Annotated in this window: 12 protein-coding genes; 3 read left to right on the top strand and 9 right to left on the bottom strand. The window is 52.9% G+C overall.

Annotated elements, in window-relative coordinates; all coding sequences use genetic code 11:
* Positions 1–283 precede the first annotated feature (283 nt).
* Positions 284–3757, bottom strand: a complete 3474-nt coding sequence (locus tag DFQ01_RS04250) for a glycoside hydrolase family 2 TIM barrel-domain containing protein (RefSeq protein ID WP_110042630.1) — start codon at positions 3755–3757, stop codon at positions 284–286.
* 479 nt (positions 3758–4236) lie between these two features.
* On the opposite strand from DFQ01_RS04250, the gene DFQ01_RS04240 reads away from it, so the two are divergent.
* Together DFQ01_RS04240 and DFQ01_RS04235 are read left to right on the top strand one after the other, a co-directional pair.
* Positions 4237–5040, top strand: a complete 804-nt coding sequence (locus tag DFQ01_RS04240; protein ID WP_110042628.1) for an ABC transporter ATP-binding protein — start codon at positions 4237–4239, stop codon at positions 5038–5040.
* Complete coding sequence (locus tag DFQ01_RS04235; protein ID WP_110042627.1) at positions 5030–6349, top strand: ABC transporter permease; 1320 nt, start codon at positions 5030–5032, stop codon at positions 6347–6349. The genes DFQ01_RS04240 and DFQ01_RS04235 overlap by 11 nt, the downstream gene beginning before the upstream one ends.
* Before the next feature lie 41 nt (positions 6350–6390).
* Here DFQ01_RS04235 and DFQ01_RS04230 read toward each other — a convergent pair whose 3' ends face one another.
* The 8 genes from DFQ01_RS04230 to DFQ01_RS04195 form a co-directional block, all read right to left on the bottom strand.
* Positions 6391–8073: an ABC1 kinase family protein gene (locus DFQ01_RS04230; protein ID WP_110042626.1), complete on the bottom strand. Its 1683-nt coding sequence runs from the start codon at positions 8071–8073 to the stop codon at positions 6391–6393.
* Positions 8070–8435, bottom strand: a complete 366-nt coding sequence (locus DFQ01_RS04225; RefSeq protein ID WP_217490343.1) for a phasin family protein — start codon at positions 8433–8435, stop codon at positions 8070–8072. The genes DFQ01_RS04230 and DFQ01_RS04225 overlap by 4 nt, the downstream gene beginning before the upstream one ends.
* 178 nt (positions 8436–8613) lie before the next feature.
* Positions 8614–9408: a DUF817 domain-containing protein gene (locus DFQ01_RS04220; protein ID WP_110042625.1), complete on the bottom strand. Its 795-nt coding sequence runs from the start codon at positions 9406–9408 to the stop codon at positions 8614–8616.
* Positions 9409–9667: 259 nt separating this feature from the next.
* Positions 9668–10069 carry a GNAT family N-acetyltransferase gene (locus DFQ01_RS04215; protein WP_110042624.1) on the bottom strand — a complete coding sequence of 134 codons (402 nt, stop codon included), beginning with the start codon at positions 10067–10069 and terminating at the stop codon, positions 9668–9670.
* A 36-nt stretch (positions 10070–10105) separates the two neighbouring features.
* Complete coding sequence (locus DFQ01_RS04210; RefSeq protein WP_174812559.1) at positions 10106–10843, bottom strand: SDR family NAD(P)-dependent oxidoreductase; 738 nt, start codon at positions 10841–10843, stop codon at positions 10106–10108.
* Positions 10844–10873: 30 nt separating this feature from the next.
* Positions 10874–11557 (bottom strand): HAD family hydrolase, encoded by a 684-nt coding sequence (locus DFQ01_RS04205; RefSeq protein ID WP_110042622.1) that lies wholly within the window; start codon positions 11555–11557, stop codon positions 10874–10876.
* Positions 11558–11629: 72 nt separating this feature from the next.
* Entirely contained in the window at positions 11630–12481 is an 852-nt protein-coding gene (locus DFQ01_RS04200) for an HAD hydrolase family protein (protein ID WP_110042621.1), read from the bottom strand.
* Positions 12482–12483: 2 nt separating this feature from the next.
* Positions 12484–13113, bottom strand: a complete 630-nt coding sequence (locus tag DFQ01_RS04195; protein ID WP_110042620.1) for a TetR/AcrR family transcriptional regulator — start codon at positions 13111–13113, stop codon at positions 12484–12486.
* Between the two features lie 177 nt (positions 13114–13290).
* Here DFQ01_RS04195 and DFQ01_RS04190 point away from each other — a divergent pair, with 177 nt between their 5' ends.
* Complete coding sequence (locus DFQ01_RS04190; RefSeq protein ID WP_110042619.1) at positions 13291–14028, top strand: SDR family NAD(P)-dependent oxidoreductase; 738 nt, start codon at positions 13291–13293, stop codon at positions 14026–14028.
* Positions 14029–14351: the final 323 nt, after the last annotated feature.

Raw genomic sequence — 14351 nt, 5'->3', positions numbered from 1 at the left:
GTGGGAGTCGTGTACCCTTCTGGGTACAACTTTCGTTCGAGTCTTCTACAAGAAAATCGCCAGCCCCCTGTTTAACAGGTTGGGCTGGCGGTTCTTTTTTTTTAATAGGTTTTACAGGCTCGAACAAAAGTTGTGCCTAAGGGCACACGACTCCCCGCACGCCGTTACTTATCCGCGCTTCTACCGATCCCACGCCCCCTTCCGGGGTCCAGGGGACGGGAGTCCCATGGGGTCCTCCCTAGCAGGGAGGATTTAGATGGGTAGAATCCGGGTGGGTAGAAATCTATTGAAACTGAAAATAGTTGAAGTCAAACTGGCTGCCCGGCAGGAACACGAACGTCACCGTTTGTTTTCCTGTAATACGTTCCAGCACGTACTCTCGCTCGCAGCTGTCTTCGGAGTAGCCGAATTCAACGAGCTGCTTCGATTCGCCTTGCTCGCCAGCGAACATGATGTGGATCGTGTTGTTGTCGATAGGCGAACGGCCGCAGATCGTCAGCTTCGTGCTGCCCTTGTCGCCGAAGTCCATATCCTCGAATACGAGCGACACGTTATTGCCGATGTTGTTGATCGAGTTGTCGGTCAGTGTGAACGTATCCCCGTAAATATGATTGTTGTCCAGCGCGGCTAGACGCGCGAAAGCTTTCTCCGCACGTGTGAACTGGAATCCTTTAAGGTGGATTTTGCGCTTCAGCACGAACGTCAGCGTGCGGACGCCGCTCAATCTTCTTGGCAGCTGATACGTTTCTTCCTGATACACATTCCAGTGAGTTGGCTTCTGATACGTAAACTGTGTCAGAAGCTCAGCATTCGTCTGACCCGGGATGCCGTTCCACAGATCGATCGTAAACTTCTCGCTGTCGAGCGAGAAAATCGGCAGTGTCACTTCGTCTGAGCCGTAGCCGCCGAAGTCAATGTTCTCGAAGCAAATCCAGCTCTCTTCATCCCGTGACGTAGCCATGCCACGCTCATTGCCGTTCGTCAGGTTTCGGCTGGCCGAGCTGCAATAACCAGCGGAGACGAATTCATATGGATTCATGAACGCTTGTCCGAGACCGCTGATCGCGAATTGCATCAACGAGTACTGACGAGTCGAATCGGCGCCATTGGCTGTTCCGCAGCGAACATAGAAGTCACCATCACCAAGCGCCGAGATGACCGCATGATGTCCGTCAACGGCAAGCGTCGCGAAGCTGCAGTCGATACCGCCTGCATTCGTAATCCGCCACTGCACGTCTGGATAAGTCGCATTGCTCGGATGGATTACGACTTGCAGAGGCAGGGTACGATTGTCCGACGACAATTGATTGCCTTGCGGACAAACGATCTCCAGCTTGCGAACGGGTACTTCGTCCTCCTCCAGCGATACGTGACCACGAACACCTGCGTCGGCATGTGCCGAAGCGTAGGAGTAGAGCGAAGGCTCTTCGCTTGCATTCGCTGCGTAATCCGGAGCGGCCGCTTCTAATGTAACGACTTGAGGAATCAAGCCTTTCGCTTCCGCACGGACTGTAATCGTTCCGCTCTCGCGTGTACTCGCAACGACTGCAAGCAGCTTGCCGCTGAACAGTCGGCGGTTGCTGCCCTTGTACTGGTCGTAGTCGGTGCTGTCGCCGTTGTCGAGTCCGAGCAGACGGCCGGCGCCTTCTACTGTAACGTGAATACGGTTGTTTGCATTTTGCACCGGAATACCGTCTACATCCAACGCCGAGATCTCGATGAATACAAGATCGGAGCCGTCTGCAGTCAAAGTCGTCTTATCTGCCGACAGTGCAATGGAGGCAGCATCGCCGAACGACGATTGAATATCGGTTGCGACTGGCGTCCCGTTCTCATCATAAGCAACGGCACGCAGTACGCCTTTGGCATATGGAATCTGCCAGTCGCCAACGAGCTTCTTGCCATGCTTATGATCGATATCGAACGTTCCTTGCGATTCATCATTGAAGAACAATTCGATCTTTGGCGCATTGGAGCAGACGCGGACGTCGATCAGTTGGCCCTCGGAGAAGTCCCAATATGGGAAAATATGAACCATTGGTCTGCTCTTGTAATCGGTCCATTCCGACTGATAGACGTAGAAGGCATCCTTCTTGAAGCCGGCTGTGTCGAGCTGTCCGAAATAAGAGTTCTTCGTATGATATGGCGTTGGCTCTCCGATATAGTCGAAGCCTGTCCACAGGAACTGGCCGAGCGAGAACGCTGCATCCCGGTCCGAGATGATGCAGGCCTCCGTGCTTCTTGCACCCCAGCTCGTCGAGCTGTTGCCAAGCGAGGAGCATTGCTCATCGTCATCGGCCAGCATCGATTGCGCAAGCGGGAAGTGGTAGATGCCGCGGCTTTGCACCGTCGAGCATGTTTCACTGCCGTAGATGATCCAATCGGGATGCTGCTCGTGGTGGAGCTCGTAATATTTTTCACCATAGTTGTAGCCGGCGAACTTCACGATGTCCGCGCAATGCTGGGCATTCGCCCATGGCATATAGTTGGAGCCAATCGTAACGACCGCATTGCCGCGTGGATCGTGAATGAGCACTTCATCCATCAGTTCCCGCGTCAATGTCTGCCCGCGCTCATCTGCGTGCGTATCGTAGATTTCGTTGCCGATGCTCCACATGAGCATGCTCGGATGGTTGCGGTCGCGGCGCACCCAGCTCGCAATGTCCTTCTTCCACCATTCCGGATAGAAACGCGCGTAATCGTAAGTCGTCTTCTTCCGCTCCCACATATCGAACGCTTCCGATACGATGAGCACGCCCATCTCATCGGCTAATTCCATCAGCTCGACAGCAGGCATGTTATGCGCCGTACGGATCGCATTCACGCCCATTTCCTGCAGCAGCACAATCTGTCTTCGAAGTGCCGCACGGTTAACCGCAGCGCCTAGGCAGCCAAGATCGTGGTGCTGGCAGACGCCGTTCAGCTTCAGATGGCGGCCGTTCAGGAAGAAGCCCTGTTGGCTGTCGAAGCCAAACGTCCGGAAGCCGAAGCTGTGAAGCTGAGTATCGACGACAGTTCCATCAACGATCAGATCGGTTTGCAGCTTGTACACATACGGGTTATCGATATCCCACACGCTAGGACTTGGATAAGCAAAGCTGCAATCGGTATGTATGGTCGTACCAGCTTCAGTCTGAACAGTCGTTTCTTCCTCATGGACAAGGGAGCCGGATGCGTCGAGCATGCGATGCCGCAATTTAATCGAAGCGTTAGGGTTAAGCCGCTCCGGGAACACCGTTTCCGTGCTGACGTCTACGGTCCAGTCGTTCTCTTGCTTCACTGCGCTAATGTACACGCCATCCGTTGCGATGTGGTGGTCTTCGTATGTTTTGAGCCACACCGAGCGGTAGATGCCTGCTCCCGAATACCATCTGGAGTTCGGCGATTCATGCGTCACTTGAACGTGGATTTCATTCGTGCCCTGCGTAAGGAAGGGGGTTATGTCGATCTCGAAGGTCGAATAGCCATATTTCCACGTTCCTGCGAATTGCCCGTTAATATAGTAGTTCGAGTTCATGTATACGCCTTCAAAACGAAGCGTCAGCTTCTGGAACGGGTTGATCGCGTCCAGCACGAACGTTTTGTTGTACCAGCCGTCCCCATTCGCGTATAGGTTGTTCGCGTCGTAGATAAGCCAATCATGAGGCAAAGTGACCTGCTCCCACTCGAAGCCGCCAGCGGTAATTACGTCCAGCTTCGTGTTAACAGGATGAAGCGAGAAACGCCAGTCGTTGTTAAACTTCAAATCGTTACTCATTTCGATCAAGCTCCTTTTTTACCTACCTCTAAAGCGGTTGTTTTATGTCCTTGAGTGATCAATCAAGGTTTTATTCATCATCGCACCGCATGGTGGAAAATGCAATACAACGTTGGTAATACATAAAGGATTGGTGCAAGACTCCTAATAAGACGCGAGATAATGGTAAAATAATGAAAAATACAAAGTTGGATGGTGATGCGATATGGAAAAGATACGACTCCGTGCCTTTCTCCCTGAAAGTCCGGACTCTCAGCAAATTGGGGTAAAATGGATCCCGATATCGGACTTACATTCCATCCAGCTATACCCGGAAATTAATGAGGATATTATCGCTTATTACAATGGCAATAACTATCGTAATTACGTCGAGGAGCATGAAATTCAGCAAAACAAGATAACACGTTAACGAACGCTGCGAGTTTCCGTTTGCTCCCTATTTTCAGGTATAATGAGAACAATAGATTGGGGGAGATCGGATGAACCAGGATACGAAGCATGCAGATCGCACAGGGCATGGCCCCGCGCTGGAAGTAACTGACCTGATTGGCGGCTACAGCCCGAGACGGCCGGTGCTGCATAACCTCACCTTCGATGTTCGTCCCGGTGAGATCGTTGGACTCATTGGTCTGAACGGAGCGGGTAAAAGTACAGCTATTAAACATATCCTTGGCCTTATGCAGCCTCATGCAGGCGAGGTGAAGGTGAATGGCGCGAAGCTTGATGCTGACCCACAGCGATATCGTGGCTCCATTGCCTATGTGCCGGAGTCGCCTGTGCTGTTCGACGAGTTGACGGTGGATGAGCATCTCCGTCTGACGGGAATGGCTTACGGGGTTGAAGCCAGTGCATTCGATGGCCGACTGGAGCAGCTGTTGGATGAATTCCATATGCGGCCAAAGCGCGGCGCGTTCGCTGAGCATCTGTCCAAAGGGATGAAGCAGAAGGTTATGATCATGAACGCGCTGATGGCGGATCCGCCTTTATTCATTATTGACGAGCCCTTCCTCGGCTTGGACCCGCTCGGAATTCGCTCCCTGCTGGACCGCCTCGTTGAGGTGAAGAAAGCGGGGGCGGCGGTGCTGATGAGCTCGCACATCCTATCCACGGTCGAGACGTACTGTGATCGGTATATTGTGCTGCATCATGGCCGCATCGCCGCGCAAGGCAAACTCCGGGATGTGCTTCAAGCGGCTGGCATGACAAGCGGAACGCTCGATGAAGCGTTCTTCCGGCTCGTATCGGAGACGGCAGGCGGCGGAGGGATGAGCGATGGCCGATAGGACGCAGCGATCGACCGTCGGCAGCTCGCAGCGCGAACAACAACGGATGAATCAGCCTTATGTCAATCGATTCGAGCCAGATCAGCTATGGTCGTCTCGTGCAGCGGCGTTCCGCGGTGAGCTGAAGCCTTATGTTGGCTATATGGCGCAGAGCGGGTTCCCCGGTGTCATGATGCTGATGCTCATCTTGGCCACGGTCGGATATGCAGCGCTTGTGCGTGATTTGCCGGCTCATTTTCCAGTAACCTTATTCGGGGTTGCGCTCGTGATTGGATTCACCTGCTGGAGTCCGCTGCGTACATGGCTGCAGCCTGCCGATACGGTCTTCTTGCTGCCGCGGGAGCTGGAGATGCATCAGTATTTGCGGCGTTCATTCCGCTATACGGGCATTCCGACTTTGATCGGCGTCTGGTTCTCGCTGCTGGCGTATTGGCCGATGTACGAGCATGGGGAAGGAACGGCGAATGCAGCGGTGCTTCTCCTTGCGCTCGCAGCATTGAAAGCAGGGAATATTGCAGGTGCTTGGCAGGAGCGCAGAACGGCTGAACCTGGAGCAAGACGTTTTCTGCGTTTCCTTCGGTGGGTGCTGACGGGTGTAACACTGGCTGCGCTATTCCGGCTTGAACCTTGGAAGGCGATTTTATTCGGGCTGCTCGCAGCGGCACTCATGGCTGTCATCTATCGGCTGCCGAGAAAGCACGCGCTGCCATGGGAGACGCTTATTCGGGAAGAGATAAGAACGCGCCGCCGATACTATCGGTTTCTCGCGTTGTTCATCGATGTGCCTACACAGGCGCCTCGCATTGCGAGAAGGTCGTACGCCGCTTGGATTGGCAGAGCGATTAAGTTTGCACAGCGAGAAACGTATGTGTATTTGTACACGATGACGCTGCTGCGGACGGAGCTCGGCGGCATGCTCATCCGGCTGACGCTGCTGGGAATGCTTGTCCTGTACTGGCTTGGCGATGCGGCGTGGCTCGATGGATGGGGATCGACGATCGTGTTCGTACTTGTGGCGGGTATTATCGGCCTGCAGCTCGGATCGCTGCGGCATTCGCATAAATATGCGGTATGGGGGCATCTGTATCCGCTCCCGGCACAACGGCGTATCGATTCGCTGGCAACCGTCGATCGGATGGCGTATATCGTCTGCACGCTGCTGATGTGGCTGCCGGGCGGCATCGCGCTTGCCGTTCACGGCAATCCGCTGCAGGCACTGGCTGCGCCTGCAGCAGCGCTGCTCTACGGCATGCTGCGCCGGCCGAGCGTCGTTCGCCGCAAAGCGTTGAAGGATGACGAGGAAGATTAACAAGTGATCGGAATCGGATAAGGGCGATGGTGCTCTCATCGTCAGAATCGACCCGAGCGGAATATAGCCGTTAGCAGGAACAGGAACATAAAGGCTGCGATGCCGAAGCCGATCTCGATAACGGGGAAATGCCAGATGATCGACGATTGGCGTCCAAGCGACGAGCCGATAATGAGCCCGACCATAATAATGCTGAACGACAGCAGCACAATACTGAACGAGAGGCGGTTGCCGACTCGATCAATTTTGCGCAGTAACGTTTCAAGCTCCGGTATCGACATTTCGGTCCGGAGCTTTCCTTTGCGCACAACGCTTGATGCGTCGCGCAGCGTCTCCGGAAGATCTGCCAGCAGGTCGGCATAGTCGCTTACTTGCTGGAAGGCGTTCTCGGCGAATGAGCGAGGGTTAATCCGGTCCAGGAACAATCGGCGCCCGAATGGTTCTGCGACGCTAATGATGCTGAATTCAGGGTCCAGCGATGACACGACGCCTTCGAGTGTCAGCAGCGTTTTGCCCAGCAGCATGAAGTCCGACGGAATGCGAATTCGATGGTTATAGGCAACAGTGAACAGATCGCTTACTGATTCGCCAAGACTGACGCGGCTGAGCGGGACGTCGTAATATTTGTCCCGAAGCAGATCGATGTCGTCTCGCAGCTTGCGCATGTCGATATCCGCGGGCAGCACGCCAAGTGCCTCAATCGCGCGAATGATGCCGCTCGTGCTGTTGCGCCGCATGGCGATAATGAGCGAGCCGAAGTTCGTCTTCATCGATGGCGTCATCCGGCCGACCATGCCAAAATCAATCATGCCGATCACACCGTTATGCTCGATAAGCAGATTGCCGGGATGCGGATCGGCGTGGAACAGCCCTTCCTCGAATATCTGATGAAACATCGCATGCGTAATGCGCTCTGCAATACGTTTTGGCGTAATGCCGAGCTCGCTTAGCGCCTCGTTATCTGTAATTTTGTAGCCGTTAATGAGCTCCATCGTTAGTACGCGACGGCTGGAATAGTCCCAATAAATCGTTGGGATATGGATGGAATGGTCTCGCTCGAATGCTTTGGCCATCCGTTCCGCGTTACGTCCTTCGATCGTGTAATCAAGCTCTGCTCGCAGTGATTGGGATAGCTCAGAGATACGCTCGCGAAGCTGATAATTAGCAGCCCACTCCATCCGATGCTCGGCGATACGAGATAGATTGTCGAGTATTTCGAGATCGGTTTCGATCTGCTCTTGAATGTTGGGGCGCTGAATCTTCACGGCGACGGCACGGCCATCGGGCAGGCGCGCCAAATGCACCTGACCGATGGAGGCTGCCGCCACCGGCGTCTGATCGAAACGAGCGAACAGCTCTTCGACAGGTGCGCCAAGCTCGGCTTCCAGCACAGCGGCAGCCTCGTGGTATGGAATGGGAGGGACGCTGTCCTGCAGCTTGACGAGCTCAGCGATAATGTCTGCCGGGAGCAGGTCTGGTCGCGTGCTGGCGATCTGGCCGAATTTGACGAAGGTCGGGCCAAGCTCCTCCAGGAACAGGCGAATGCGTTCGCCTGTTGTTTTCCCTTTGTGCTCCCGATCTTCCTCGGAACGGAATGAGGAGATCGGGAAACGATCGGCCAGACCAAGCTCCTTCACTAGAAAGCCGAAGCCATTACGGACGAATGCCTTCGCAATATCTCGATATCGCTGCAGATGCCGGATGCGGCGGTTAATGCCAATCATTCGTAGGTTGGAGGCGCAGCAGGCTCTGGATCAGTGGATTCAGACGGAGATGAGGAAGCAGATTCCAGCGCTTCTACCCGGCGCTCAAGCTCGGTGATCCGCTCCTTCAGCGATACATATTCATCCCGTGTCGTCAGATTCGCATCCTGCAGCGCACTGCGTACGTACGATTTGATACGGGCGTCGATGGACGCCTGCAATTCCTGCCCCTTGCGGATGAGATCATCAACCAGCTGCTTTGACTCCGATTGATTGACCTCGCCCTTCTTGACGAGCTCGTCGACGAACTTCTCTGCCTGCTCCTTGGTTGCAATCGCTGCTCCAAGACCAAGTGAAACGGCTTTGTTGATCCAATCTTTCATAATAGCCAGCCTCCTTAAATGGTAGGAAATTCGAGATCAATTCCGAACGGTGCGACGGCCGACTTTTAGGATGATTTTAGCACAAACCTCTAACTATCACCAAATGATAAACAGCGCTTGCGCGGAAGATACAATAGGACCGGGCGAGCCGCCCCAGTCCTAGTTTTCCCGATATGATTTAGCTGATCACATCCGAACGTTTAGTACCGCTCAGTGTTTCCTTGAGGCGCTTCAGCTCAACGACAATGATGACCGAAATAATGATGAGCAGAAACCAAGAGCCGATTTTGCCCCAATGGACGACATGCCAGGCGACTTCCTGATTCGGATACTTCCACACCTTGAAGTAGGTGGAGATGTTCTCGGCGATCCAGATGAAGAAGCCGATGAGCAGATAAGAGACGATCATCGGCATCGCATAGGTGCGCGCGCCAACGGTGAAACGGACAACCGCCCGGCCGAATACAGGCAGAAGTGCGAGCATCAATAGATAGCGGAAATCGTAGATGTAATGGTTGGTGAAAAAATTCAAATAGATCGCCGCGGACAACGCGATCGACACCAACGGAGGCGGCCAGCCCGAGATCGTAAGCTTAAACCGGCGCCAAGCTTGACATACGTAGCTTGCCACACTCGCATACATGAAGCCGCTGTAGATCGGAACGCCGCCGATTTTGAGCCAGCCTTCCGCCGGATAGGACCATGATCCGATATGTACCTTATACAGCTCCAGCGCGAGACCAATCAAGTGGAACACGATAATAACCTTCAGCTCGTCGATCGTCTCCAGCTTCGTCCGGATGAGAATCCACTGCATGAGGACACAGACAAGCAGCAGGAAATCGTACCTTGGAATGAGTGGAATGTCCACGAAATGCGTCAGCGCCATCGAGGCGAAGATGACAACGGCGAACAAACACGACAACGCTTGATTCCAGCCGAACCGGATGAGCTGAATAGCGAAATTTTGCATAGATGCCGCTCCCTTATAGTGCGTGATCAAAAAGTTCGGTTTTCAGCACCAAGAAGGTTGGATGAAGCAGGGAATGAGGATCGGAGCGTAAGTGTTGTGCTACGTGAGAACCGGAAGTCTCTGCTGCATGCAAGATTCGATGTCGAATACACTTCCTGTGATGCTTCGTGATCAAAAGCGAACTTTTTGAACAACCCCTCATAGTGCGAAGTTGAATCCGCGGATGGCCCGCGTTAGCACTCTATGCTATCTATCACCACTATTTGACTCGTGGAATCACATAAGCTTTGTCCGACAGCGTGAAGCCGATCTTCGGATAGTAATCCATCGCCCCAGGGGCCGAGATCAGAATGAGGGAGCACTGCTCGCCAATGACTTGGCGCACCTCATCTACCAGCTTCGATCCAATGCCATTCTTCTGATAGTCGTCGTCGACTGCTAGATCCGATAGGTAGCAGCAGTATGCGTAGTCGGTTATGGCACGGGCGATGCCGACGAGCCGGTCGCCGTCCCAAGCGGATACCGTAATATCCGCATTGTCCAACATCTTCTGAAGACGAGGCAAATCGTGGATAGGGCGCTTCATGCCTGCATGCTCGAATAGCAGGGACAGCTGCTCGGCGCTTACGATGTTCGTTGTCGAGTATGTAATGGTTGTCATCGTGCAATTCCTCCCCGTGGTGTAGATGATTGAGCATTAATCAATAACGATATGATGGCTGCCAGAGTTGGAGAATATAACATCGGATAAGATCCGCTGCGCTACGTACTGTGGGCTTCGAAGCTGATGATTCTGTTCCGCATGGGTGAAGAAGCCTCGCATCGGATGGTCATGGGCGTCACTTCTTGCGACCTCCTGCATCGCCGTATCGACCATGCCTGGATCAACAGACACGCAGCGGAGCCGTCCGTGGATGGCGCTCTCTGCTTGTATGCACTGGCTGAACATGTTTAGGGCTGCCTTCGCAGAGCAGTACACACTCATGCCTGGAGCGGGATAACTGCCCGAACCAGATGAAATATTGATGATTAATCGTTCGATTGGATAACCATTCGTCAGTTGAATCAATGTGCTGGTCAGCATCATTGGTGTCATGAGATTGAGATGAAGGGCATGCGACAGCTGCGCACAGTTGAGGTGGTCGATGGTGTCGAGTGGGGTAAGCGTCGCTGCATTGTTGATCAAGGTGATCGATTCGGCGCTAAGCCGGTCGATGATGACGAGAAGCTGTTCGGCAAGCGTTCCGATTTGCTCGGATCGAGTAAGATCGAATGGAAGCCAGTCGTACCGATGGCCATGTTGGCTCGCGTATGCAGATAACGAATCGTTTGGGGTGCGGGATATTCCAATGACATGATGCTCAGGGCCAAGAAGCTGAAGGGCCAGCTCCGAACCAATTCCTTTAGAAGATCCTGTTACGATGTAATAGCGCATAGGTAAGAGCTCCTCCTCTATATTCATTGATTATCCATGCAACGATTCATACAGTTGGATCAGGTCATGCAGCGATTGGACGGTATGCGCGGGCTTGACCACATGCTCTTCCTTCCATTCCTTCCCTTGTGACAGCCAGATCGGCGTAATTCCAGCTTCAGCAGAGCCTCGAACGTCGTTTATCGGATGGTCGCCAACGTACCACGCTTCCTCAGGAGCAACCTCAAGCGCATGCAGGCATTGGTTGAAAATAGCGCCATTCGGCTTCTTCACGCCAACCGCTTCGGAAATGTACGCAGCATCAAAGTATCGTCCGATTGCGAGGGTATCGATTTTTGCACGCTGTACATGTTCCCTGCCGTTCGTAATAAGACCGATCTTCAGCCCTTGGCGGTGGAAGTAATCGAGGGTGTTATGCAGGTTGTCCATCGGTTCCGTCAGCTTGGGAAAATGCTCCTGCCAGAACGCGGTATGCTCCGCTTCTGTCGGCGGATCGGTCCAGGTCAATTCCTCCACGAGCAGGTGGTACAGCTCGTCTTTCGCCCGATAACCGTTGTTATCGAGGCGGCAAAATACGGAGTGAAGCTGCTCTGGATCATGATCCCGGCCAGCCCAATATTGCTCGATCCACACCTTGACGAACCGGTCTCGCGTGCTCGTCCGATCAGCCAGCGTCTCGTCTAAGTCGAAAATAATCGCTCGAAGCTCTGCCATTTCTTTCGCCCCTTTTTTGCATATATGAAACTATGAAAATGACTGTGACTGAGTACATATGCACCTCATCCGCTAGTGCTGCTCGCTGCCGCCTCGCAAATCTGCCTCGATAACCCGTGCAACACCGTTCTCATCGTTGCTGCCGATTACTTCTGTTGCCATCAGCTTCAGTTCGGGGTGGGCACTTGAGACAGCGAGCCGACGCCCCGCTCGTTTAAACATGCCGATGTCGTTCAAGTTGTCGCCGAATACCGTGACATCCTCTGGCCGGCATCCGACCTGCTCGCACCACAAGTTCAGACCATGTTCCTTATTCGCGAGAGGATGCGAGATTTCGAGGAAGTAATGATCTTTAATATAGTTGTCCAGCATGAAATGCAGATGAACAGCAGGTCCATAACGGTCAGCAATTGCACGGAACAGCGGCTCAAGCTCCTCTCGCCGTCCGATATAGGTGACGATCATCGTTCGATAGGAGGGAGGACAGGTTAGATGCTCGACCTCTGCGAAGCGCGGATCGCCTGGACGGCTGGCGAAAAATTCGGTGTCGCCATAACGCGACAGCCTCTCGTGCAGCACGCGTTCATTGTCATTCTCATCGAGTGCGAACAGGAACGGCGTTACGTTCATCGAACGGCCCAGCTCGATCACTTCATTCGAGACAGTCGTATCGAGCCAATGTCCGCCCAGCACCTTGCCCGTTGTTGGATCAAGCAGCATGCTGCCATTGTACAAGACGACCGGATATCGCCAATCGATCCGCGATGTAACGGTCTTCGAGCTCCGATAGCTGCGCGCCGTTGCGTAGCTGATGACGGCACCTTGCTCCAATGCTGTTGTCAGCGTATGAACCGTATAGTCGGATAGTAGGGCATTGGATTGGAGCAGCGTACCGTCTAGATCGGTAAGGTAGTAGCGTTTCATGATTAAGTGGTTCCTCCTTCTGAACGAATCTTGTTCCCTACAAATTTAAAGGAGTGCATATGCGTTCGGGTTAGATCGATTACCGCTTGGATGAATGCCTCCTGCGATTCTTTGAAGTCTTCCCGGATCCAATTGATGATCAGCCCGTAGAAGCCGTAGGCGGTATATTGCTTGAAGTAATCCATGTTGACGGGCATATTGTTGATCGTCTCGAACACGAACTGCTCATTATAGATGTTCTGGATCGTCCGAGGCAGCTCCGTGTGCAATCCCGGCAGCGTGTCGTCATATTTGATCAGCTCGAAGAAATCGCGGTGCTCATAAATATAGGCGACGATATTGAAGGATGGAGCATTCAGCTTTGACGTATAGACGGTCTGGCCGTGCTCGTAGGGAACGCCTACGGAAGCTTCTAAGCCTTCAAGCATCGTCTTGAGCAGCTCTTCGGCTAGATCGATTTTATCCTGGTAATGCACATAGAAGGTGCTGCGATTGTAAGCTGCGGCGTCTACGATATCTTTGACCGATATCGCGTGATAACCTTTCTCTTTGATGAGCTTAATGAGGGCCAATTTGAAATGCTCTTTGGTTCGATTGCGCCGCGTGCTTGTAGAATGAAGTTCGTCGATCATCGTAAAAAATCCTCCGAAAAAGACATTATTGCTCGAAGTGTCTACTAGATAGACATTGCGAACAAGGCTGATGATTGTTAATGATGGTCAGAAGAGTACAATTGAATTGTGAACAAATTAGCACAATATCAGATCGATAAACGTGCTATTCAAAATATTGTACTGGAGGAATTTACAATGGGCAAACTTCAAGGCAAAGTCGCAGTCATTACGGGTGGCGCATCTGGTATCGGTGCTGCTACAGCACGACTCTTCGTACAGGAAGGCGCGAAGGTCGTTCTCGTTGATTTGAATGAAGAGAAAGGCAAAGCGTTCGAGCAAGAGCTGAAATCGCAAAATGCCGAGGCGTTGTTCGTAAAAGCAAACATTACGAGCGAAGAAGAAGTTGCAGGTGTTTTCAAACAAACGATTGAAACGTTCGGCAAAGTGGATGTCGTGTTCAATAACGCAGGTATCGGCCGCGTACACGCCTCGCATGATCTCGAATATTCGGAATGGCGCAACACGGTCAACGTTGACCTCGACGGCGTATTCCTCGTGGCACGCGAAGCGATCCGCGAAATGCTCAAAGCAGGCGGCGGTTCGATCGTCAATACGGCATCGATGTACGGCTGGGTCGGATCACCGGGTTCGGCTGCTTACAATGCGGCCAAAGGCGGCGTCATCAACCTGACTCGTTCGCTTGCACTGGAATATGCGGAGAACAATATTCGTGTTAACGCGCTCTGCCCAGGCTTCATCGATACGCCGATCATTCCAGAGGAAAGCAAACAAGTGCTTGCTTCGCTCACGCCAATGAAACGTCTTGGACAAGCTGAAGAGATGGCGAAAGCCGTTCTGTTCATGGCTTCCGATGATTCTACTTTCATGACGGGCAACACGCTTACGGTTGACGGCGGCTACACGGCGCAATAAACGGCTCTTATAGAGCAGCCTTGGACTCTGATTGCAGGGTCCAGGGCTGTTTTTCGTGTATCGCATTCTGGATCCTCTTGGAGCTCAGATGCTGGAATAGAGGCGATTTATCGCTCCTATAGGATCCGGAGCTGCAAGGTTGCTGAGATAGGGGCGATTTATCGCTCCTAATAGTCTCTTAGGTGCCGGCTTGTTTGGATAGGAGCGAAATATCGCTCCTAATGGATCCGTATGAATTCAATTGCCTGATAGAGGCGATTTATCGCTCCAAACTTGCCCGAGCAGCCATCTGTTGTGAAAAAAGCCTCCCGAAAACCATATAG

The sequence above is a fragment of the Paenibacillus cellulosilyticus genome (assembly GCF_003182255.1).
In the GTDB taxonomy this organism is placed as follows: Bacteria; Bacillota; Bacilli; order Paenibacillales; family Paenibacillaceae; genus Paenibacillus_T; species Paenibacillus_T cellulosilyticus.
The sequence above is the reverse complement of the archived record's forward strand: the minus strand, read 5'-3'. Positions and strand labels throughout refer to the sequence as shown.